General features: G+C 36.4%; 21 protein-coding genes and 2 riboswitches. Of the genes, 10 read left to right on the top strand and 11 right to left on the bottom strand.

Annotated elements, in window-relative coordinates:
- Window positions 1-331: 331 nt before the first annotated feature.
- The 3 genes from FH508_RS11440 to FH508_RS11430 all read left to right on the top strand — a co-directional run bounded on the left by FH508_RS11440 (window position 332) and on the right by FH508_RS11430 (window position 2499).
- Window positions 332-670: a DUF485 domain-containing protein gene (locus tag FH508_RS11440; protein WP_172771445.1), complete on the top strand. Its 339-nt coding sequence runs from the start codon at window positions 332-334 to the stop codon at window positions 668-670.
- Window positions 667-2211 (top strand): solute symporter family protein, encoded by a 1545-nt coding sequence (locus FH508_RS11435; RefSeq protein WP_139860345.1) that lies wholly within the window; start codon window positions 667-669, stop codon window positions 2209-2211. Before FH508_RS11440 ends, FH508_RS11435 begins: the two co-directional genes overlap by 4 nt.
- 99 nt (window positions 2212-2310) lie before the next feature.
- Window positions 2311-2499, top strand: coding sequence for a hypothetical protein (locus FH508_RS11430; RefSeq protein WP_139860343.1), 189 nt, complete (start codon window positions 2311-2313; stop codon window positions 2497-2499).
- A 22-nt stretch (window positions 2500-2521) separates the two neighbouring features.
- Here the strand turns inward: FH508_RS11430 and FH508_RS11425 are convergent, their stop codons facing one another.
- The 10 genes from FH508_RS11425 to parE form a co-directional block, all read right to left on the bottom strand.
- Window positions 2522-3271, bottom strand: a complete 750-nt coding sequence (locus FH508_RS11425) for a TatD family hydrolase (RefSeq protein ID WP_139860349.1) — start codon at window positions 3269-3271, stop codon at window positions 2522-2524.
- A complete protein-coding gene (locus tag FH508_RS11420) occupies window positions 3261-4010 on the bottom strand; it encodes an ABC transporter ATP-binding protein (RefSeq protein WP_172771444.1) in 750 nt (249 codons plus the stop codon). The genes FH508_RS11425 and FH508_RS11420 overlap by 11 nt, the downstream gene beginning before the upstream one ends.
- Window positions 3985-4758, bottom strand: a complete 774-nt coding sequence (locus tag FH508_RS11415; protein ID WP_172771443.1) for an ABC transporter permease — start codon at window positions 4756-4758, stop codon at window positions 3985-3987. Before FH508_RS11415 ends, FH508_RS11420 begins: the two co-directional genes overlap by 26 nt.
- Window positions 4755-5048 (bottom strand): thiamine-binding protein, encoded by a 294-nt coding sequence (locus FH508_RS11410; RefSeq protein ID WP_172771442.1) that lies wholly within the window; start codon window positions 5046-5048, stop codon window positions 4755-4757. The genes FH508_RS11415 and FH508_RS11410 overlap by 4 nt, the downstream gene beginning before the upstream one ends.
- Complete coding sequence (locus FH508_RS11405) at window positions 5048-6043, bottom strand: ABC transporter substrate-binding protein (protein WP_172771441.1); 996 nt, start codon at window positions 6041-6043, stop codon at window positions 5048-5050. The genes FH508_RS11410 and FH508_RS11405 overlap by 1 nt, the downstream gene beginning before the upstream one ends.
- 196 nt (window positions 6044-6239) lie before the next feature.
- Window positions 6240-6351, bottom strand: a riboswitch (TPP riboswitch).
- Between the two features lie 349 nt (window positions 6352-6700).
- On the bottom strand, window positions 6701-7699 hold the full coding sequence (locus tag FH508_RS11400) for a sensor histidine kinase (protein ID WP_172771440.1): 999 nt from the start codon (window positions 7697-7699) through the stop codon (window positions 6701-6703).
- Complete coding sequence (locus FH508_RS11395) at window positions 7696-8364, bottom strand: response regulator transcription factor (RefSeq protein ID WP_172771941.1); 669 nt, start codon at window positions 8362-8364, stop codon at window positions 7696-7698. Before FH508_RS11395 ends, FH508_RS11400 begins: the two co-directional genes overlap by 4 nt.
- A 13-nt stretch (window positions 8365-8377) precedes the next feature.
- Window positions 8378-9352: an alpha/beta fold hydrolase gene (locus FH508_RS11390; RefSeq protein ID WP_172771439.1), complete on the bottom strand. Its 975-nt coding sequence runs from the start codon at window positions 9350-9352 to the stop codon at window positions 8378-8380.
- A 390-nt stretch (window positions 9353-9742) separates the two neighbouring features.
- Window positions 9743-12172: a DNA topoisomerase IV subunit A gene (gene parC / locus FH508_RS11385; RefSeq protein ID WP_172771438.1), complete on the bottom strand. Its 2430-nt coding sequence runs from the start codon at window positions 12170-12172 to the stop codon at window positions 9743-9745.
- A complete protein-coding gene (parE, locus tag FH508_RS11380) occupies window positions 12169-14145 on the bottom strand; it encodes a DNA topoisomerase IV subunit B (RefSeq protein WP_172771437.1) in 1977 nt (658 codons plus the stop codon). Before parE ends, parC begins: the two co-directional genes overlap by 4 nt.
- A 653-nt stretch (window positions 14146-14798) precedes the next feature.
- On the opposite strand from parE, the gene plsY reads away from it, so the two are divergent.
- The 6 genes from plsY to FH508_RS11350 all read left to right on the top strand — a co-directional run bounded on the left by plsY (window position 14799) and on the right by FH508_RS11350 (window position 20184).
- Complete coding sequence (plsY, locus tag FH508_RS11375) at window positions 14799-15401, top strand: glycerol-3-phosphate 1-O-acyltransferase PlsY (RefSeq protein WP_172771436.1); 603 nt, start codon at window positions 14799-14801, stop codon at window positions 15399-15401.
- Between the two features lie 18 nt (window positions 15402-15419).
- A complete protein-coding gene (locus FH508_RS11370; RefSeq protein ID WP_172771435.1) occupies window positions 15420-15710 on the top strand; it encodes a HesB/YadR/YfhF family protein in 291 nt (96 codons plus the stop codon).
- 142 nt (window positions 15711-15852) lie between these two features.
- Complete coding sequence (locus tag FH508_RS11365) at window positions 15853-17400, top strand: spore germination protein (protein WP_172771434.1); 1548 nt, start codon at window positions 15853-15855, stop codon at window positions 17398-17400.
- Between the two features lie 34 nt (window positions 17401-17434).
- Window positions 17435-18631, top strand: a complete 1197-nt coding sequence (locus FH508_RS11360; protein ID WP_172771433.1) for a Ger(x)C family spore germination protein — start codon at window positions 17435-17437, stop codon at window positions 18629-18631.
- A gap of 6 nt (window positions 18632-18637) precedes the next feature.
- Window positions 18638-18868 carry a hypothetical protein gene (locus FH508_RS11355; protein WP_172771432.1) on the top strand — a complete coding sequence of 77 codons (231 nt, stop codon included), beginning with the start codon at window positions 18638-18640 and terminating at the stop codon, window positions 18866-18868.
- 29 nt (window positions 18869-18897) lie between these two features.
- On the top strand, window positions 18898-20184 hold the full coding sequence (locus FH508_RS11350) for a GerAB/ArcD/ProY family transporter (RefSeq protein ID WP_172771431.1): 1287 nt from the start codon (window positions 18898-18900) through the stop codon (window positions 20182-20184).
- A gap of 87 nt (window positions 20185-20271) precedes the next feature.
- Here FH508_RS11350 and metA read toward each other — a convergent pair whose 3' ends face one another.
- Window positions 20272-21207: a homoserine O-acetyltransferase MetA gene (gene metA / locus FH508_RS11345; protein ID WP_172771430.1), complete on the bottom strand. Its 936-nt coding sequence runs from the start codon at window positions 21205-21207 to the stop codon at window positions 20272-20274.
- Window positions 21208-21313: 106 nt separating this feature from the next.
- Window positions 21314-21423: riboswitch (SAM riboswitch) on the bottom strand.
- A gap of 320 nt (window positions 21424-21743) precedes the next feature.
- Here metA and FH508_RS11340 point away from each other — a divergent pair.
- On the top strand, window positions 21744-22115 hold the full coding sequence (locus FH508_RS11340; RefSeq protein ID WP_172771429.1) for a nucleotide excision repair endonuclease: 372 nt from the start codon (window positions 21744-21746) through the stop codon (window positions 22113-22115).
- Window positions 22116-22129: the final 14 nt, after the last annotated feature.

Below are 22129 nucleotides of genomic sequence, written 5' to 3'. Positions count from 1 at the left end.
AAGAAAATATCCAATTTCCACTAGATAAATAGTGTTTATTTTTTCTGGAAAAAACGCATTTTTTCTCGGTTATTACAATCGTTTTTTTGTCAAGAAGCTAGTAATATCCATACGTTATTAATTTATCTGAATATTCCAAAACCCTTTAATTTCTAGGCTTTGTCTCATATTTTCTGTTTCAAGACTATTTTTACGGAAATTTTTTTTCCATAATTTTTCTGAAATGTATTGCAATTTTGTGAACTGTCTCATAAAATTAAGATGTGAATTCACTAAAGTAGCAAAATTCAGTATTTAAGCAGTAAAAATAAACACAAAATGGGGAATGTTTATGGCGAACAATCAAGCAAGCAAAAGCATTGTAATAGACTATGATGCTATTGCTAAACAAGAATCGTTTAAATCTCTTGTAAAAAGGAAGAATGCATTTCTTTGGTCAATCACTGTATTCTTCTTAGCAGCTTACCTGTTGCTTCCGATTCTTACATCTTACACAACAATCCTACACCAAAAAGCTTTTGGGGAAGTTACTTGGGTATGGATTTATGCAGCAGGATTATTCATTATGACATGGTGCTTATGTCACTTATATGTTGCGAAAGCAAATAGCTTTGACAAAGAAGCGAAAGCAATTATCGCTGAATATGAAAACGGGGGTGGCCGCCTATGAGCCCAATAGCAATATTTTTCTTCGTAGCAATCGTTGGTCTTACATTAATTATTACATGGTGGGCATCTAAACGTACTTCTTCTGCGACCGACTTTTACACTGCAGGCGGCGGTTTAACTGGCTGGCAAAATGGACTAGCTATCGCTGGTGACTACTTATCAGCAGCTTCTTTCTTAGGTATTGCTGGTGCCGTTGCATTATTTGGATTTGATGGATTCTTCTTCTCTATCGGTTATTTAGTAGCTTACTTAGTGGTTCTTTATATCGTAGCTGAGCCATTACGTAACCTTGGTAAATTCACACTAGCTGACATGATTACAGCACGTTTTAACAATTCTAAAGTTCGTGGTACAGCAGCTTTAAGTACAATTACAATTGTATTATTCTACATGATTGCACAACTTGTTGGTGCAGGCGCACTTATTCAATTACTTCTAGGAATCGACTATTGGGTTGCGGTATTAATCGTAGGTGTTATGATGACGACTTACGTTTTATTCGGCGGTATGACTGCAACTTCTTGGGTACAAATTATTAAAGCTTGTCTATTAATGTTAGGTACAGTTATTATTTCGTTCCTAGTATTAAAAGAGTTTGGTTTCAGTATTTCAACAATGTTCTCAGAAATGACGACTGCTACTGAAAGCGGTGCAGCATACTTAAATCCAGGACTTAAATATACAAATGGTCTTGATACAATCTCGATGTTAATCGCACTTGTATTAGGTACTGCGGGTCTTCCACATATTTTAATGCGTTTCTTCACAGTAAAAGACGCAAAAACAGCTCGTTCTTCAGTAATATGGGCAACTTGGATTGTAGGTATTTTCTACGTTTTAACAATCTTCTTAGGATTCGGTGCAGCTGCATTCGTTGGTAAAGAAGATATTATTGCTGCTAACGCGGCTGGTAACATGGCTGCTCCACTACTTGCAGAAGCACTTGGTGGCGATATTCTGTTCTCATTCGTTTGTGCGGTAGCATTCGCAACAATCTTAGCGGTAGTAGCAGGTCTTGTACTTTCTGGTGCATCTGCCCTATCACATGATATTTATGGTCAAATCATTAAAAAAGGTAAAATTACAGAAAAAGAGCAAGTATTTGCGGCTCGTATTGGTTCTATCACGATCTCTATCGTGTCAATCCTTCTTGCTCTTGGTGCTCAAACATTAAACGTTGCGTTCCTAGTATCGCTTGCATTCTGTATTGCAGGTTCTGCAAACTTACCAGTAATTATTTACACAATTTATTGGAAACGCTTTAATACTGCTGGTGCAGTGACAGCGATGTTAACAGGTTTAATTTCCGCTTTAGTACTTGTAGCAGTTTCTCCAAACATTTGGAATCCAGTTGAAGGCAAAGCTATTTTTGTTGGTGAACCGTTAATTATGTTAACAAACCCAGCACTTATCTCTGTGCCACTCGGTTTCCTTGGTGGATTCATCGGAACTTTATTATCTAAAGAAACTGATGACGCGAAATACCGTGAAGTTGATGTAAAAGCTAACACTGGTATTTCAGTACAAGACGTATCTCACTAATATTATGACTAAAAAACCTCGTAGGCCATTAGCTTACGGGGTTTTACTTTTGTCCCCTTTTTCGGTAATATATTGGTAATGTGAAATGGAGGGATTATCATGGCATTATCTAGAGCTAAAAAGAAACGTATGCATTTAAAACGTACACAAGGTAAGGATGTGGAGAAAAAACGTCAAACTTCCCCTTTTAGTACGCATGAGCGCGTGACAAAGACGAAGCGTGCAACATTAGAACATATTAGAACGAAACATAGGAAACAGCCACATGGAGACGATGACTCTCTCTAAATGTGGCTGTTTTGTATTATCACTATAAACTATAAAATTTCTTTGTATTTTCTGTTACAATTTTTGCCGCTTCCTGCGTTGTTAAGTCTTTAATCATTGCAATGACTTCAATTGTATTAGACATCATATAGGGCGATGTAAGCTTTTTATCAAAAGGCCCTTCAAAAGGCCACGGTCCATCCGTTTCCACCATCATCAGTTCTAATGGATATCTTTTAATCAATGCTTGGATTTCTGCTTCATAAACACAATCAGGTGTAATCGAAATAAAATAGCCATTATGTATCATACGCACAATCGCCTCTTCACTTCCCTTAAACCAATGAAAATGTGCTTTTGTCACACCATATCGTTCAAGTAAATCACATGCGATTAAAGCATCCTCATAGACAGCATGTAACACAATCGGTTTGTGAAACTCTTTTGCGAACTTAACAAACTGCTCTAATAAATCAATATAAGGTCTCTCATCGATCTCTTTTTCTTGTCTACGATAATAAGGTAACCCGACCTCTCCAACAGCAATCATGTCACTAGCATGAAGCTGTAACCAATCAAATAAAGCTTTTCTATCTCTGTCACTCGGCAAAGATTGTTCAGGATGAAAACCATATGCTGGCTTTACCTTTGCATAGGTTTTCGATAATTTCAGCGTTTTCTCACACGATTGCAAGTCCGTGCTCACTGCAATGACATATTGTGCTTCATCAAGCAGTAGAGGCACTTCTTCTTCCTTATACTGATCTAAATGGATATGTGCATCAATCAACATACGCATCGTCCTTTTCTTCTTTTAAGTAATGGAAAAGTTGTTGTTTTAATTGAGTAAATTGTACACAATGGCGAATTTCTTCAGAGCGTGGTCGTGCAAACGGAACAATGATTTCCTCCTTGATCGTAGCTGGACGTTTTGTTAATACGATTATCCGATCAGCTAAAAATAACGCTTCTTCAATACTATGTGTAACGAACAAAATAGATTTTTTATGTTCCTCCCAAATCGATAACAACCATGCTTGCATTTCTAGTCTTGTAAACTCGTCTAGAGCTGAGAACGGCTCATCTAGGCATAATATCGGTTTCTCACTGACGATTGCTCGCAGAAAGGATACACGCTGCTGCATGCCTCCCGATAAAGCATGGGGATATGCATTTTCAAAAGAAGCTAGGCCAACCTTTTCTAACCACTTTCTTGCAATCTCTATATTAGGTCGATGATGTAATTCTTCGACAATCGTGACATTTTCCAAAATTGTCCGCCAAGGTAATAAGCTAGGTTGCTGTGGCATGTAGCCGATGGTGCCTGGTTTTTGCTGAATGTTTTCTCCATTTAACAAAATAGCTCCTTGATTTAAGGGTGATATACCGCCTATTAATTGAAAAAGCGTACTTTTCCCACTACCTGAAGGACCAATGATCGCTACAAATTCGCCCTCCCTTACCGTAAAGGATAGGTTTTTCACTACTTCAAGCGCGCCAAAGGATTTAGAAATGTCTTGAATGTCCAGCATGTAATCCTCTCCCCTTTACAGTAATCTTTTCGACGAAACGTATAACACTAAATAACAATAAACTTAACAAAACTATCGCAAATATCGCTACAAATACACGATCCGTTCGAAACGATGATTGAGCAAGTGTCATATAAACACCAATCCCCTTTTTCGCACCAAGCCATTCCGCGATGACAGCCCCCATCACACTATATGTCGCTGCAATCTTAATACCTGAAAATATAGATGGATAGGCAAATGGCCATTCTAATTTCCAAAACGTTTGACGTTTTGTAGCACCAATCATCGCAAAATAATGCTTAAGCTCTGGTGACGTTTGACGAAAGCCATCCATTGCCGCAATAACGATTGGAAAAAAGCAAACGAGACAAATAATAATTAGCTTTGGTAACAGCCCAAAGCCAAACCAAATAATTAATAATGGCGCTAAAACGAGCACTGGCACATTTTGCGAAACTATTAAAATCGGATATAAGAATGCCCGCATTGTATTTGAGCGATGTAATAACACCGCAACACTCAAGCCACAAAGCACACCAATAGCAAGACCTATCACAGCAAGCTGTATAGTAGCGAAAACATGGGGAAGAAACGTTTGGTAAGAGTGCATACCCTCCATAACAATGGCACTCGGCGCTGGCAATAGCCAATGTGGGATTTCAGCAAAACGAATAATGACTTCCCAGATGACTAATAAGAAGGCGATAAAAATAATCGACCTTCCTTTCGTTACTACTTGTTTCATCCTCGATATTTCTCCGTCAACGTCCCCATTGTAATGCCAGTTGGCTGATATAAAATTTTTACTTGTGTAATTACATTAATAGCACCTAAGTCAATCATTTTTTGATTCATCTGTTCAATAATTTGGAGTAAGGTAGACAGTTCGCCCTCCATAGTCGTTTCTAGTGGCTGCACCTCATAGCGCACACCTGCAGCATCGATAATTGCAATTGCCGCATCCACGAAAGGGATGACATCCTCATATTTTTCTGTTTTCGGTATAATTTGTACACTGATTAATGAATTAGCCATTAGTTTGCTCCTTTCGTTGGTAAGAAATCATTTGTAAATGCTTGCTCTGCATCAAATTTTCCTTCTAAGACGTTGTTTTTCGTCATCCATTCCGCATAGTTTTCCCAAACTGCTAATTTTTGTTCGCCCCATTGCGCTGCATCATCTTGATATTTATTTGCTAGCCATTCTTGACTTTTATGCACAAGTGCTTTATCTAAGTCAGGTACCGCTTCAAGTAAAATATCAGCCGCTTCACTAGAATGCTCAATGGCATACTCATAGCCTTTTGTCGTTGCAGCTACAAATGCCTTTACCACATCAGGATTATCCTTAATCATCTTTTCATTCGTAGCTAAAACAGGTGTATAATAATCAAGTTGCTCACTATAGTCTGTTAAATACTGCATGTTTAATGTTTCCCCACGTAGCTCCGCCTCAATCCCTGTCCACGCATAATAGATCCAGGCAAAATCAATATCCTTTTGCATCATGGTGAAAAAGTCTAAATCTCCTGCATTAACAATATCTAATTTTTTGATTTCCGCCTGTTCTTTTTGCATAAGTGATTGTAAAACAGCTTGTTCTATTGGGCTTCCCCAGCCACCATACGTTTTTCCTTCATAGTCCTTAGGAGATGTAATGCCCTTTGAAGCAATCGAAGCAAAGCCAGATGTATTATGCTGAATAATTGCAGCAATTGATACAAGTGGTACACCCTGTACACGTGCTTGTGTAATACCTTCCTGATAGCTTACGCCAAACTGTGCTTTGCCTGATGCAACTAGCTGATCAGCACCAGCATCACCAGGTAAAATAATGTCCACGTCTAAGCCTTGCTCCTCAAAGTAGCCCAGCTTTTTCGCCACATACAGTCCTGTATGATTTGTATTAGGTGTCCAGTCTAGTACAACGGATACCTTTTTTAATGAGTTTGTTTCTTCTTTGTCCTCTTTTTCGCTACAACCAACTAATGTTACTAATGCAGCAATAAGAACGAAAAACCACTTTTTCATGCTGTGTCCTCCAAGTCTAGTAGTTTGAAAGTGTTCATGATTGAATGTTTACACCAGAAAAAAAGGTATTCTAAGGCCATTTGCAGTGCTTATGATTGATTACTCCTAGTTGTAGGTGGAATAATGAATCCTAAACAAAAAACGCCTGGGAGTTATCCCAGACGTTTGCAAACGGTATCAAAAAATAGTAAATGATTATTTTTGAATAGATGTTCCCTACGCTGGTACGAGCCAAATCAGGTTCAAAGGGTCAGCATCTAAACGGACGCAATCTCAGCTGGCAACTTCCAGCCCCCCTACATTCTTAACTTATGAACTTTTCGTTGATTATTATACCCATATGTATCGTAAAATGACAAGCTAGTAATTTTCGTAATTGAAAAAAATGAGCTTTTACTGGACTATACTAGTAATCTGCGACATGACTTTTGCAAATAGAAAAGGTTTTATGCATGGAGTTTGAAGTAGCAGGCTATGCAGTATAATATTTTGGGACAAATATCACTTCCGAAAAAACAATCGAAAAATGTGTAAACAAAAGCACCCGAATCCATGTACTCTCCCCCAATTTTTATATGATTTATGCATTTACCACGTTAAACATAAAGTTGATCTCAAATACAATTTTGGGAAGCTTTCAATTTTCTGGAGTTGCCATTACAAAAAGTTTGAATGTTGCGCATAACTTATGGTAACTTGAGTACCTTTTTCGTTAGATTGGATTGTACTCTGTAGTTCAAGCATTCGGCAAATATCTTCGATGATTCTTAGGCCAGTGCCCTTTTCCTCCACATTAAACCCAACCCCATTATCTTTAAATATAATTAAGTTTTTTTGCAAAGTGATTTCCAATGTATCGCATGCTGCATGACGCAAAATATTTTGGAAGATATTATCAAATAATCTGTGCAACCAAATTTCATTACTCTTCCAAAGGAATTTCGTTGTGGAATCGTTTAACACAATCGAGATTTGATTGACTTTATATAAAAAATTCCACTTTAAAATGATGGTATTGATAAGTTTTGGAACGTCTACTTTTTCCATGATGATATAGGAATTATCAACACGAGATAAGCGCTCAAAGTCATATTCATTGGATAATTTTGAAATATAGTTTATTTGTTCGTTTAGAGAATTGAAAATATCCTGATGTTGTGAAAAATCATTTTCGATTGTGTAAAGTTGTAAGCGCATAGCTGTCAAAGGCGTATTAATATCATGGCGCAACTGCGTTAAAAGTTCTAGTTTCATTTGCTCTTGTTGCATTATTTCAATTTCCTTCGATATCGTCCTGTCAATGAGAAGGTTTACTGCATTGGTTAAATCCCCTAATTCATCATTTCTAGAGTAAGAGATCTTTTGAAGTCTCTTCTTGTCATTACTCGCCAACTCCATAATGGTTTGCTTTAATTCATTTATTCGTTTAATTAATGAATTAATGGATTTGGAAAATAATAATGCCAAAATAAAAAAGCTGACGATAAATAAACCTAGCATTATTGGATAGGCTTTTGACTCGAAAAACTGGGTTTCTGTATCATTTGAAAAATAATTATATATGACGGTTACGATTACATTAATCACTACAATAGAAAAAGGAACACTGAATATAACCGATAATAGCAATAGTTGATATTTCTTTTTTAGTTTCATTGTTTGACACGGGTATTCATACGATACCCTTCTCCATATACATTTTGAATAATCACACCATCTGTATCGGCAATCTTGTTGCGGAGCTTTTTAATATACACATTAATTAAATTGGGATTACGATCTTCTAGCTGCCAAAGGTAATCAATAAATTGTTCTTTAGATAAAATAAAATCTGCGTTTTCATAGAGGTAAAAGAATAATTTCTTTTCAATGGCTGTAAATTCGACTTCTTTATTATTTTGATTATTAACAACACGCTTATGAGTAACATCTATGGATAAATGCTGTATTTGTTTGTGAATTCCGTAAGAAGCAGCTAATCTATTTTTTATTCGTATTAATAATTCCCTCGGATCAAATGGCTTCACCATGTAATCTTCTCCAATTTCAAGCCCTCTTAATTTACTATCAATATCACTTCTAGCCGTTAAAAATAGGATAGGAATATTATGCCCTAACTGATTAATTCGCATGGAAATCTGATACCCGTCCTCGCCTGGTAGCATAATATCCATAATAACAATGTCTACTTGCTTAATAACGGTATATAAAGAAGCACCATTTTTTAACCAGATTACTTTATAACCTTCTTTTTGAAGTATATTCTCCAATAAACTTCCAATCATTTCATCATCTTCTACAAGTAAAATTGAAAACAACATTTTCGTATATTCCTCACTTTTTTCCAACCTTCTCTTGCAAGAACTTTTGCGTTTCTTCATAGATTTCAGTTGGATAGTACAAGTAAATACTATGCTTGCTTTTTATTTGAATAACATTTGAAACGTCTAACTTCTTTGCAAAATCCTGATAGTCTTTTAGTGATGCTTTCGCCGCTTCAGAATTTTTATCAAGGTAAGCATCAATAAATAAAATAGGTGTTGTTTTTGGAATAGGTAATGCGGTCGACTTTTTGCTATTAGTTACGGAATGTAGCATTTCCTGTTCCATATCATTGTTGATTCCCTGTTTATTTGAAATCGCCTTAAATATACTTTTTTCTTTTGAAGTCAGAAAATCTTTCTCTAAGACGGCTTCGTTATAGGCTAAAGACGGAAACAATCTTTGGAATCCTAATGCACTTAATATAGTTCCTGCCTTCATAAAAGCCTTTTCTACGAAACCTACAGGATGTTTTATATATTGAGAAGGTAAACCGATATCTAACGCTACAATCACTTTCACTTCTTTCGGATATTTCTGCGCCCAATAGATAGCTTCGATTCCTGAAATAGAGTGTGGTACTAATATATAAGGGGGCTTATTGCCGCTTTTAATTAGTGCTTCCCTCGTTTGTTCAACTATTACATCGATATCTCGATCGTCGTTAAATACATCACTATACCCATATCCTGCTCTTTCCACAACGGCAATTTTATTTTCCTTTGAGAAATGGCGATACAAGCTTTTTAATTCATACATAGGTGCTGCTACTGCTGAGCCAGCCATAAATACAAATGTCTCTCCGTCTTGACCTTCAGAATAAATATTTATCTTCTTCCCGTTAAAATCGATTAGTTTACCTGTATTATTCTCTAATAACGATGTCTCTTTATTCTCTTTGAACTTATGGAAGCTAAATACAGAGCCGATAAGCACAATCAATATTGTGAAGAAGCTTATCAAAAACCACTTTATCATTTTTTTCATTTTCTACTTACCCCTTTCAATTATTAATACAAGGTTAAAGTAGAAAAATATAATTCTTATAAACTTTTGATAATTTTTTAGAAGTTAACAGCCACTGTACTAAAGTTTGTACACACATTAAAAAGTCACGAATGCTTTTAAATTAATGATTCGTGACTTTCCTAGGAGCACTCTATAACTGTTCGTTTAAATATATTTCTTCCCTTCCTCTACTTAACTTTAACATAAGTATCCAATTTTAGATTTATGTTTTTATTCAATTAATTTGACCGATTGAATAAAAAAGCGAGCAAATTAATTGTGCCTTATTTAACTGCAACACTTATTGAAAATACAGCCCAAATCAAATAAAACCCACGCTCTTTGAATGAACGTGGGCAAAGTAATTTGTTATTCCTCTTTTTTCTTTTTAACAACATGTGAAATGGCACCATCTGTCGCGATATCGACTTTAAAGGAACCATTTGAATGACGGTCAGCGCGCGTTAACCCTTTGACATCAATGATTTCTTGCACGCCCTTATCCGTTTCAACAACAACTTGCTCCTCATCACTAGCCTTGACAACCGCAACAATTCGATGTGGATTTGCTTTTAATTCTGTTAACACTTTTAAACCACGTTTTGCGCGACTCGCGATATCGACTTCGGCGACATTCATCTTCTTCACCGCGCCACGCTGTGTAACAATGACAACATACTCTGTGTCAGATGGTTTTAATATAGTAACACCAACTAATGCTTCCCCATCTTTCAATGTAATTCCCTTCACACCACCAGTTTTAACACCAGTAACAGGGAGCTCCTCAATTGGGAAGCGGATAGCATATGCAGTATCTGTTATTAATAACAATTCGGCATCGTCTGAAACAATATCCGCCAGTATCATTTCATCACCCGATTTCACATTCATCGTTTTAATCGGCTTCGAATATCGTGTAACTGCATAATCAGCTAATAGTGAACGTTTAATCTGTCCTTCTTTTGTAGCCGTTAATATATATGTGTTTGGCTGCTCAAACGTATCAAAACCATAAACGGCAATAATGGTTTCGTCTTCGCCAGTTGGCACAATACTTGAAATATGCTGCCCAAGATCCTTCCAACGAATATCGGGCAATTCATGCACAGGCTGATAAATATAATTTCCACGATTTGTGAACAGCAATACATGATGCTGTGTATTTAACGTTGCCTCATACAATAAATAATCCGAATCCTTCATGGCAAAATCTTGCCCATTGGATGCTGCGTGAGAACGTGTAGATGTTCGCTTAATATAGCCATCTTTTGTCACTGTGACAACCACTTCTTCACTTGGAACTAGCACATCTAACGTAATTTTAATTTCTTCAATTTCTTGCTCAATTTTCGAACGACGTGGCTCAGAAAAACGTTTTTTAATATCGAGCAATTCTTGTTTAATGACACGAACAAGCTTCGCCTCACTGTGTAAAATACCTTCTAGCTTTGCAATTAATGCATTTAATTCATCTTGTTCATGACGAAGCTCTGTAATATCGGTATTTGTTAAACGGTATAATTGTAAGCTTACGATCGCTTCAGATTGAACTTCGGTAAAGTCATACTTCACCTGTAAATTTGTTTTCGCATCACGCTTATCATTCGATGATCGGATCGTCGCAATCACTTCATCTAAAATAGAAAGTGCTTTTATCAAACCATCAACAATATGTGAACGGTCTTTCGCCTTTTGCAAATCATAAATCGAGCGGTTTGTCACCACTTCCTTTTGATGGGCTATGTACGCATCAAGTAGCAGTGGTAAAGTCATCATCGTTGGACGACGATTATGGATAGCAATCATATTAAAATTGTAGGCTACTTGCAAGTCAGTAGTTTTAAATAAGTAATTTAAAATTCCTTGTCCTGGCACATCTTTTTTTAGCTCAACTACCACGCGTAATCCTGTACGATCAGATTCATCACGGATTTCAGCAATGCCTTCCAATCGTTTATCTACACGTTGTTCATCAATTTTCTTAACAAGATTTGCCTTATTAACATCATACGGTAATTCCGTAATAACGATTTGTTCTTTCCCGCCTTTTAACGGTTCAATGGTTGCTTGTGCACGGACAATAATTTTGCCACGCCCTGTTTCATAAGCTTTTTTAATGCCATCTACCCCTTGGATAATACCTCCTGTTGGGAAGTCAGGACCTTTAATAACCGTCATAAGCTCATCTACAGTTGAATTTGGTTGCTCTAAACGCATTAAAACCGCATCTAACACCTCATTAAGCGCGTGAGGGGGAATATCCGTTGCATACCCAGCAGAAATCCCTGTTGAGCCATTTACAAGCAAATTTGGGAAGCGAGACGGTAATACAGTTGGCTCCATATCCTGATCATCAAAGTTCGGTACAAACTCTACCGTTTTTTTCCCAATATCACGTAACATCTCAGCAGCAATTGCTGACAATCTTGCTTCTGTATAACGCATCGCAGCAGGTGGGTCACCATCAACAGAGCCGTTGTTACCATGCATTTCAATTAACATATGGCGAGCCTTCCAATCCTGACTCATGCGCACCATTGCTTCATATACTGAACTATCACCATGTGGATGGTAGTTACCGATAACATTCCCGACCGTTTTTGCTGACTTACGGAAAGGTTTATCATTGGTATTCCCTTCCGTATACATTGCAAATAAAATACGGCGCTGTACAGGTTTAAGACCGTCACGTGCATCTGGCAACGCTCGGTCTTGAATTATATATTTACTATAGCGACCAAAACGGTCACCCATTACTTCTTCTAAAGGTAAATCTTGAAACTTTTCCGTACTACTCATGCTTGGTCCTCCTCTTGTTGGATGAATTCATTATCTAAAATATTTGAATCATCCTCCATACCGAAGTTTACATTTGCTTCGATCCATTTACGGCGTGGTTCTACCTTATCGCCCATTAACGTCGTTACACGACGCTCTGCACGTGCTCCATCTTCAATTGTTACACGGATTAACGTACGTGTGTCAGGGTTCATCGTTGTATCCCACAGCTGGTCAGCATTCATCTCACCAAGACCTTTATAGCGTTGCAGCATATAGCCTTTTCCGACCTTTTTAATGGCACTTTGTAAATCGTTTTCGGTCCAAGCATACTCAATAACTTCTTTTTTACCAGTACCTCTGGATACTTTATAAAGCGGTGGTAATGCGATAAATACTTTACCTGCCTCAATTAATGGGCGCATATAACGGTAGAAGAACGTTAATAGTAGCACTTGAATATGTGCACCATCTGTATCCGCATCGGTCATAATGACAACTTTATCGTAAGCCGAATCTTCGACTGAGAAATCGGCTCCTACACCCGCACCAATAGCATGTATAATCGTTGAAATCTCCTCGTTTTTCATAATATCTTGGAGCTTCGCTTTTTCTGTATTGATGACTTTACCTCGTAACGGTAAAATCGCTTGGAATGTACGATCTCGCCCTTGTTTTGCTGAACCACCCGCAGAGTCACCTTCGACCAGATATAGTTCATTTTTTGCAGCATTACGAGATTGCGCAGGTGTTAGCTTTCCTGAAAGAATCGTACTACCTTTTTTGTTTTTCTTGCCGTTACGAGCATCCTCTCGCGCTTTACGCGCCGCTTCACGAACTTGTTGTGCACGAATCGCTTTTCGAACAAGGGAAGCTGATAGCTCAGCGTTCTCTTCTAATACATATAAAATCTGCTCAGAAACAACGCTATCGACCGCAGAACGAGCCTCACTCGTACCAAGCTTACCTTTCGTTTGACCTTCAAATTGTAATAAATGCTCAGGAATTCGAACAGAAATAATTGCCGCTAAACCTTCACGTATATCTGTCCCTTCCAAGTTTTTATCTTTATCTTTCAAAAGACCAATCTTACGTGCATATTCGTTGAACACTCGCGTTAAGGCAGATTTTGCTCCTGTTTCATGTGTGCCACCATCACGTGTACGGACGTTGTTAACAAACGATAAAATCGTCTCTGAATAGCCATCGTTAAATTGGAAGGCAAATTCAACCTCGATATCATCTTGTTCACCTTCTACATATTTTACAGGGTGAAGAACATCTTTTTCCTCATTCAAATACGCAACGAAAGCTTCAATGCCGTTTTCATAAAAGAAAACATCACCTTTGCCTTCCTCGCGTTGATCGATTAACTCAATTTTTAATCCTTTTAATAAAAATGCAGATTCACGTAAACGTTCTGCAAGCGTATCATAATTGAATTTCGTAACTGAAAAAATCGTGTCATCTGGTAGGAAATGCACAAGTGTTCCTGTTTGTTTTGTCTGACCAATTTCTTCAAGCGTTGTTACAGGGTGTCCGCCATTTTCAAAACGTTGTTTATACTTTTTACCATCACGATGAATTGTTACTTCTAAAAACGTCGATAAAGCATTAACAACTGAAGAACCGACACCGTGTAAGCCACCACTTGTTTTATAGCCGCCTTGTCCAAATTTACCTCCTGCATGTAATACAGTGAAAATAATTTCAGGGGTAGGCTTACCCATTTTATGCATACCTGTTGGCATACCTCGTCCAAAATCTCGAACGCTTAAGCTCTGATCTTTATGAATCGTGACAATGATATGAGAACCAAAGCCAGCTAGTGCTTCATCCACCGCATTATCTACGATTTCATATACAAGGTGATGAAGTCCTCTGCCGTCTGTGGAACCGATATACATGCCGGGTCGCTTTCGAACCGCTTCTAATCCTTCTAATACTTGAATGGCGTCATCATTATAGACGCTTGGTGACTGTTTATTCGCCAAAAGATTCCCCTCCAAAAAACAAACGCATGTTCTGATTACGTTCTCATCCTAATAATAATAGCATTTCCTGTCAATAGCTAGTGACAGTTATATATATTTTTTTGTTTACGCTATGGCGTCTTGCCTTCTATGAATTTTGTTAAACGATCAGTGTAAGTCCGTTTTCGGATATAAATAACTACCACTACCTAAAGTTTACGGCACTAACCACTCTACAAAATCCACAACAGCGTCATAGGTGCTATCTTCATTCAGTCAGCAATAAACGCCAACTTAATGTCTTACACTCAGCTTTCCAAAAAAAGGATTGCTAGGCGTTATCTGTTGAATGATGATTTTTTATAGCTTCACATAGAAATTAAAGATAGACTTCTATTCTACCAAAGGAATGTGTGATTGACAAAATTGCCATTTTACCTATATTTTAAGAAAGAGCTTAGGTATTGTAACGATAATAGTGTCGAACAACCTAACATAAGCTATTATAAGCTTGTGACTTTTGAAATCATGGTAATTAGTTTCCTTTTGTATTGAATTCAAGGCTCATGATGAAATCTCCTTCATATCATTGTAGATTAAAAAGAAAAAGTGTAAAATACTTGTTACAAACTATTAGTACCAAGTGTTATTATTTGGATGAAAGGAGTCCATCTATGTTAAACGGACTTATTATTTTATGTGCCTATCTCATCGGCTCTATACCTTCAGGGTTATGGATTGGCAAAATATTTTACAAAACAGATATTCGCGAGCATGGTAGTGGCAATTTGGGAGCTACCAATACTTTCCGTATATTAGGAAAAAAAGCAGGTTTAGTTGTAACAATCATGGATATTTTAAAGGGAACTGCTGCTGTGTTATTAGTGACACTACCAATCTTCTCTGATGTCACAATCCATGGATTGATTTTAGGTCTTGTTGCAGTTATTGGTCATATGTTCCCTATTTTTGCAAGTTTCCGTGGCGGAAAAGCTGTTGCCACATCAGCTGGCGTCCTACTAGGCTATTCTTGGCCACTATTCATTTTACTATTCATTGCATTTATCGTAACGTTAAAGCTTACGAAAATTGTTAGCCTAACATCGATGATTGCAGCACTTGTAGCTTTAATTTATTCGATTATTTATTATTTTGTGACAGGCGATTTTGCATTGGTGATATTAGTAGCATTTTTATTTATCTTTATTGTTTATCGTCACCGAGCTAATATTACGCGCATTAAAAATGGTACTGAACCAAAAGTAAAATGGCTTTAACTTGAAAGGAGTTCGCACATGAATATCGCACTGACAGATGAAGCTCTTCAATGGTTTAAAAATGAAATGGAAGTCGTAACAGGCGATACCATTCGCTTTTATGCAAGATATGGTGGTTCAAGCCCATTTCATGAAGGATTTTCTCTTGGAATGACTCGCGAAGAACCTCTTGAAATAGGTGTTCAAACAGTAATTGATGGTGTAATCTACTATATCGATGAGAAAGATTTATGGTTTTTTAACGATTATAACTTACACATTGACGTTGACAAACAGCTTTACGAATTAAAATATGACTATTTAAAATAGAACAGTGATTCCTTTCATTTAACTGAAAGGAATTACTGTTTTTCATTTTGTGTAGTAAACAATCTTTAGTTTGTACGAATTGGTTTAGCTCTTCGTAAAATTGACCATCCTCTAACTAGTCAATCTATGAGGAGGAATCATAATGCCCGTTTCAGAAAACAACAATACCTCCCAACAGCAAAACCCCACAACGAATTTACTGCACACTTCTCTTTCAGAAAACATTTATACGATTAAAGAAGCGCTCGGAAATAGTAACGATGTAATTATTCGCGAAGTGATACTTGAAAAATTAGATAATCAATCAATTGCGCTCATTCACATTGATGGTCTATCTGATAAAACGGTGATTACAGATTTTATATTAGAAAATTTAATGCTTGAAATCGACACTGATCCTGAAAACAAAATAGACAACAACATCGACTATATAAAAAAACAATGCTTGGCAGTTGGTGATGTCAAGGTTGTTTTGGATTTTACCGCATTTTATTCCTCCATACTAAATGGCGAAACAGTCATTATGTTAGAGGGACAGTCGGTTGCAATTACGACAGACACTAAAAGTGCAAAAGATAGGGCCATCACAGAGCCACAAACAGAATCCGTGATTAGAGGTCCACGAGAATCATTTACTGAAACATTGCGTACGAATACGGCTCTTATCCGTCGTAAAATTAAAAGCCCTGACCTTTGGATAAAATCCCGAATTATTGGTGATGTAACACAAACAGACGTAGCCATTATGTATATAAACGGGATAGCCAACGATAAGGTTGTCCAAGAGGTGTTAGACCGTTTAGATAATATTGTCATTGATGGCGTATTAGAAACTGGTTATTTGGAGGATTTTATTCAGGACTCTAAATTCTCGTTGTTCCCGATGGTTTACAATACGGAGCGCCCAGATGTGATTGCAGCAGAGTTGTTAGAGGGTAAAGTTGCCATACTTGTGGATGGCACGCCCCTTGTACTTACCGTCCCTGTAGTATTTACGTCCTTTTTACAAGCAGCAGAAGATTATTATCAAAATTGGATTATAAGCTCGCTCATCCGACTTTTACGTTTTTTCGGTATTACTCTTGCATTAGTTATGCCTTCCCTTTATGTAGCCATTACAACCTTTCATCAAGAAATGCTACCTACAGGCATGCTTATAAGCATTGCTTCACAAAGAGAAGGCGTTCCCTTCCCCGCTGTAGTTGAAGCATTAATTATGGAAATTGCTTTTGAAATATTGCGTGAAGCAGGTCTACGAATGCCAAGGACAATTGGTCCAGCCGTCTCCATTGTAGGGACCTTAGTAATTGGTCAAGCGGCTGTAGAAGCAGGTATCGTTTCCGCTGTGATGGTCATTATCGTTGCATTAACGGCTATTTGTAGCTTTCTGTTTCCTTCTTATGGCTTATCAAACACGATTCGTGTCTTACGCTTCCCATTAATGATTTTAGCTGCGATGTTTGGTTTATTTGGCGTTATGTTTGGGGTTATGATGATTATTCTACACTTATGTAGTTTACGCTCTTTTGGTATTCCTTATATGAGTCCATTTGGGCCAATGATTATCAAAGATCAAAAAGATGCGATGGTCCTGTTCCCACGTAGAAATTTACTTACGAGACCAAGGCTCCTCAGTCAAAAAAATGATGTTAGAGAACAACAATATCAAGAGGTTAAAAAAAGAACATAAACATAAACATTAATGTGTAAACGAGGAATACACCATGTCAAAAATAAAGATGATTTTGTTATTGCTAATCCTCACTTTATTATTAAGTGGCTGCTGGAGTAAACGGGAGTTAAATGAGTTAGCAATTGTCGTTGCTCTTGGCATAGATAAAATAGACGATGAATATGAAATTTCTATTCAAGTCGTTGATCCGAGTGAAATATCTTCTAAACAACCATCTAGTGGAAGATCACCTGTAGTAACCTATCATGCTAAAGGAAAAAGTGTATTTGAAGCAATTAGAAGAATGACGACCTTAACACCAAGGAAACCATATTTTTCTCATCTACAAATTGTCGTTATTGGACAAAAATTAGCTGAAGAAGGTTTAAATGAGCCTTTAGATTTTATTGCTAGAGATCATGAATTTCGAAACGATTTTGATGTCGTTATGTCTTATCAAACAACAGCCAAAGAAGTACTCAACGTTTTAACCCCGATTGAAAAGATGCCAGCCAATAAACTATTAAATTCAATTAAGGTTTCTGAAAAATCTTGGGGGTCAACATTAACAGTTAATACAGACGAATTACTTAATACGCTTAGTAGTAAAGAAAAAAGTGCTGTTTTATCCGCTGTTGAAATAGAGGGAGATCCAAAATTAGGAATAGATCAAACGAATGTAGAAAGAATTAAAACACCTGTCATTTTAAAATATTCTGGCATAGCTGTTTTTAAAGAAGATAAATTGTTAGGACTCCTATCAGAAGAAGAAAGCATTTACTTCAATTTCCTTAACAATAAAATTGAAAGTACGGTAGTTGTACTTGCATGCCCTGACAAGGGAGACTTAACGACAGAGATTACACAATCGAAAGCAAAAATTAAAGGGATTTTCGAAAAGGGTACTCCTAAAATTTCCATCAAAATAAATGTCACGCAAAATATAGGTGAAGTGAATTGTGCCATTAATTTAACCCAAAATAAAACCATTGAATATATAGATAAGTTGACAGAAGATCAAATAAAAGAACAAACAGAAAAAACACTAAATATTATTCAAAAAAGTTATAAGCTTGATATTTTAGGCTTTGGCGAAGCACTCCGTCGCGAAAATCCGAAAAAGTGGAAAGAAATGCAAAAAGAATGGTCTACCATTTATCCAGAGATTACAGTCGACATTGATGTAACTGTCAATACTCAAGGATTAGGAACAATCCAAAATTCATTATTGTACAAATCAAAGGAGTAATCGTCGATGTTTTCAACATTTATTATCTTGCTTGCGTCAGTGGCTATTGCCTATATTGTTATTCCTCCTTTGAATAAAAAAGGCGAAAAAAAAACGATACTCGTTTTTTCAATTATCTTAAGTATAGGAGCAATAATAAACATCGCCATTGGCATAAAAAAGAATATTCCGAGCCCATTAGATTTTATAACCTATATTTTCACACCACTTAGGGAGTTTTTGCTTTCGCTTATATAATAATAAATGAAAAGAAAGGGTAGTGTACGATGGAAAAACAAATAATTAGCTCGCAACAATTTACAGTCATTACCCTTCTTTATTCAATTGGTACAGCCATATTAATTGTGCCAGCAAGCATTACAAAGGCGCTTCATCAGGATGCGTGGATTGGTGCGACAATTGGTGTACTGTTAAGCTTATTATTAGTAAAGCTCTATATAACTTTAGCAAATCAAACTCCTAGCAATTCGTTCGTCGAGGCAAATGGCAAAATATTAGGCAAGTTTCTCGGTCCTTTGGCATCACTAGGTTTTTTATCTTTAACCTTTCTGTCAGCTGGTGAATTGTTATATTTCATTGGTAATTTTATGCAAACAGAAGTGATGCCTGAAACGCCTACTATATCCTTTATTGTTTTATTCACCATTATTATCGTTTTTGCTTCGTATTTAGGCATCGAGACTTTTGCCCGCTCAGCAGAAATACTATTTGCAATTTTTTCAGTAATATTTATTGTCTTTATTATTTGTATTTCACCTCAAATAAATATCCAAAATATACAACCTATTTTAGAAACAAAAACAAAGCCATTACTAATCAGTACACTATCATTTATGAGTATTTTTTCATTTCCGTTCGTTGTGTTGCTTATGTTCTTCCCTACAGGAGTCAATGTACAAAAAGCAGCTCAAAAAGGGTTTTATTTAGGGACGATAATTGGCGGAATCGTATTAATCATTATTATTTCCCTATCAACACTAGTTCTTGGTTCAACGAATACTGCTGCTAAAACATTTCCAAGCTATGCTTTAGCTCAAAGAATTTCAATAGGCAATTTTTTTCAGCGCGTAGAAATAATTATGGCAGTTATGTGGATTATTTCAATTTATATTCGTACCTTTATTTATTTTTACGCCACGGTTATTGGCTTAGGACAAATACTTAAAGTGAAAGATCCTCGCCCCTTTATTTTACCATTAGGGATGTGCATGGTTGCAATGGCACAACTTGCTCATCCAAATATTGTCCATTCGAATAATTATAATCAGAAGATATGGCCTCTATTTTCAGGGCTAATAACTGTTTTACTTCCATTGCTTTTACTAGTAGTTGCAAAATTGCGTAAAATAAAAAAGAATGAGGATAATCAACAACGTGATAACACGCAACAGGATACAAACGCTCAACAAAATTCCAACAATCAGCAAAGTGCTAGTATTTTAAAGGATTCTATCGATACCCAAAGCGACAAAACTAAACAAAAATCTAAAGAACAGCAAGATACTAACACGCAACAAGATTCTAAAAATAAACCAAATACTACTGAATCGTAAAAAGTTTAAACAAACCCCCATTTCTCACTGTTTATTTGAGAAATGGGGGTTCTTATCGCTGTAAAACGCAATGGCAATAGTCCCATATTAAATATGGTATTCAATCTCATCAACAAAATCCCATTCGTACGGTGTTTCCTGATAAACATAATAGTTAAGCCAATTTGAAAATAGTAAATGCGTATGTGCTCGCCATGTATTAATCGGCTCATTAGAAGGATTATTATTCGGGAAATAGTTAACAGGAATCGCAATATCAATTCCTTTTTCAACATCACGGTAATATTCATCAGCTAATGTTGTCGCGTCGTATTCTAAGTGACCTGTAATCATTATGTTCTTATTATCCTTTGACTGCACGATAAAGACGCCAGCATCTTCTGAATAGGACAGTAAGCGTAAATCTGGGTGCTTACGTACTTCATCAATGGAAACCGATGTATAGCGTGAATGTGGTGCTGTAAATAAGTCACTAAAGCCGCGCACTAAATCGACCGTTAAATCGGTAATGACATGTGAATAGACGCCAGAACATTTTTCTGGTAGCTCAAATTTACCGATACCGTAATGGTGATATAGTGCAGCTTGTGCACCCCAACATATATGCATTACGGACGTAACATTTTTCACAGACCAATCCATTATTTCTGAAATTTCTTCCCAATAATTCACTTCTTCAAATGCCATTTTTTCAACAGGCGCACCCGTAATAATCATACCGTCAAAGCGGCGATGGCGAATTTCTTTAAACGTCGAGTAAAATAGCTGTAAATGTGATTTACTCACGTTTTTAGACTCATGTGTTGCTGTATTTAAAAATGTAATATTCACTTGTAATGGTGTATTACCGAGCAATCGCAGTAATTGTAGCTCTGTTTTTTCTTTTTCTGGCATTAAATTAAAAATTAAAATATTTAAAGGACGAATTTGTTGCGTTTTAGCGCGGTCTTCTTCCATAACGAATATTTTTTCCCCACGTAAATGTTCTCCAGCTGGTAAGTTTTTCGGAATATTAATAGGCATGCTGTATTCCCCTTTTCTTTAATTTTTTTCTCTCTATCTATTTAAAAATTAAAAAATCCCCCTCATTCCATTAGAGCAAGAATGAGAAGGATAATTATCACGTTCACTCTTATCTCTCAAAGGAAACATCCTTTGGTGGAATTAGCACCTTTCTAACATTGTTAGAGGTTGCTGAAGCGTCATAGGGCCAAATCCCTCAGCTTCTCTTGATAAGATTATTTAATTAAAAAGAATTGTATCATGAACAATTAAGAATTTCAATAATACATAGAATATTTAGTATTTAAATGAATGGAAGTTTATTTTTTGATGAACACTATCATTAAAGTATCTATTTCTTTTGTGAGTTACGTATCTACTGGTTAAATATCATTTTTTACATCAATTAGCCTTCGTAAATGACAAACCAATGACAATTGTAACCCGATAAACATTCATGCATTGTAAATTGATTTTTGTAGAAGAAAACGTAATGGTAATCATGGAGGTATTATGTTAACATATACCTTTAGTAACAGAGAGGAACGTGAAATATTTTGATTAAAATTGAACTCCCAAAACCAGACTTAGTAATTCGTCAACGTGAGCAAGTATTAAAACCAGGTGATGTAGAAATCACACCATTCCATGGTTTTATTGATTTCCATAAAATCACTCGCGAAAAAGGTGGCATATTCTTATTCTACAACGAAAAAAATGAGCTATTATTTGTAGGAAAAGCGCGCAAAATTCGTCAACGCATTAAAAAGCATTTTGAAGATAACGTATCACCAATGAAAAAATATCGTGATGAAATTTTCAAAATTGAAGTGTATGAAATTGATGATCCAATGGAACGTGAAATTTACGAAACATATGCTATTAACACTTTCCGCGCAAAATATAATCTTGAAAAAGTATTTTATTAAGATAAACGCCGTTA

It is taken from the genome of Lysinibacillus sp. CD3-6 (assembly GCF_006351725.2).
Lineage (GTDB): Bacteria > Bacillota > Bacilli > Bacillales_A > Planococcaceae > Lysinibacillus.
The sequence above is the reverse complement of the archived record's forward strand: the minus strand, read 5'-3'. Positions and strand labels throughout refer to the sequence as shown.

Bases quoted from the DNA above. Each gene is read 5' to 3' on its own strand.
- FH508_RS11440 (WP_172771445.1), top strand. From the start codon at position 332: ATGGCGAACAATCAAGCAAGCAAAAGCATTGTAATAGACTATGATGCT.
- FH508_RS11435 (WP_139860345.1), top strand. From the start codon at position 667: ATGAGCCCAATAGCAATATTTTTCTTCGTAGCAATCGTTGGTCTTACA.
- FH508_RS11430 (WP_139860343.1), top strand. From the start codon at position 2,311: ATGGCATTATCTAGAGCTAAAAAGAAACGTATGCATTTAAAACGTACA.
- FH508_RS11425 (WP_139860349.1), bottom strand. From the start codon at position 3,271: ATGTTGATTGATGCACATATCCATTTAGATCAGTATAAGGAAGAAGAA.
- FH508_RS11420 (WP_172771444.1), bottom strand. From the start codon at position 4,010: ATGCTGGACATTCAAGACATTTCTAAATCCTTTGGCGCGCTTGAAGTA.
- FH508_RS11415 (WP_172771443.1), bottom strand. From the start codon at position 4,758: ATGAAACAAGTAGTAACGAAAGGAAGGTCGATTATTTTTATCGCCTTC.
- FH508_RS11410 (WP_172771442.1), bottom strand. From the start codon at position 5,048: ATGGCTAATTCATTAATCAGTGTACAAATTATACCGAAAACAGAAAAA.
- FH508_RS11405 (WP_172771441.1), bottom strand. From the start codon at position 6,043: ATGAAAAAGTGGTTTTTCGTTCTTATTGCTGCATTAGTAACATTAGTT.
- FH508_RS11400 (WP_172771440.1), bottom strand. From the start codon at position 7,699: ATGAAACTAAAAAAGAAATATCAACTATTGCTATTATCGGTTATATTC.
- FH508_RS11395 (WP_172771941.1), bottom strand. From the start codon at position 8,364: ATGTTGTTTTCAATTTTACTTGTAGAAGATGATGAAATGATTGGAAGT.
- FH508_RS11390 (WP_172771439.1), bottom strand. From the start codon at position 9,352: ATGAAAAAAATGATAAAGTGGTTTTTGATAAGCTTCTTCACAATATTG.
- parC (WP_172771438.1), bottom strand. From the start codon at position 12,172: ATGAGTAGTACGGAAAAGTTTCAAGATTTACCTTTAGAAGAAGTAATG.
- plsY (WP_172771436.1), top strand. From the start codon at position 14,799: ATGTTAAACGGACTTATTATTTTATGTGCCTATCTCATCGGCTCTATA.
- FH508_RS11370 (WP_172771435.1), top strand. From the start codon at position 15,420: ATGAATATCGCACTGACAGATGAAGCTCTTCAATGGTTTAAAAATGAA.
- FH508_RS11365 (WP_172771434.1), top strand. From the start codon at position 15,853: ATGCCCGTTTCAGAAAACAACAATACCTCCCAACAGCAAAACCCCACA.
- FH508_RS11360 (WP_172771433.1), top strand. From the start codon at position 17,435: ATGTCAAAAATAAAGATGATTTTGTTATTGCTAATCCTCACTTTATTA.
- FH508_RS11355 (WP_172771432.1), top strand. From the start codon at position 18,638: ATGTTTTCAACATTTATTATCTTGCTTGCGTCAGTGGCTATTGCCTAT.
- FH508_RS11350 (WP_172771431.1), top strand. From the start codon at position 18,898: ATGGAAAAACAAATAATTAGCTCGCAACAATTTACAGTCATTACCCTT.
- metA (WP_172771430.1), bottom strand. From the start codon at position 21,207: ATGCCTATTAATATTCCGAAAAACTTACCAGCTGGAGAACATTTACGT.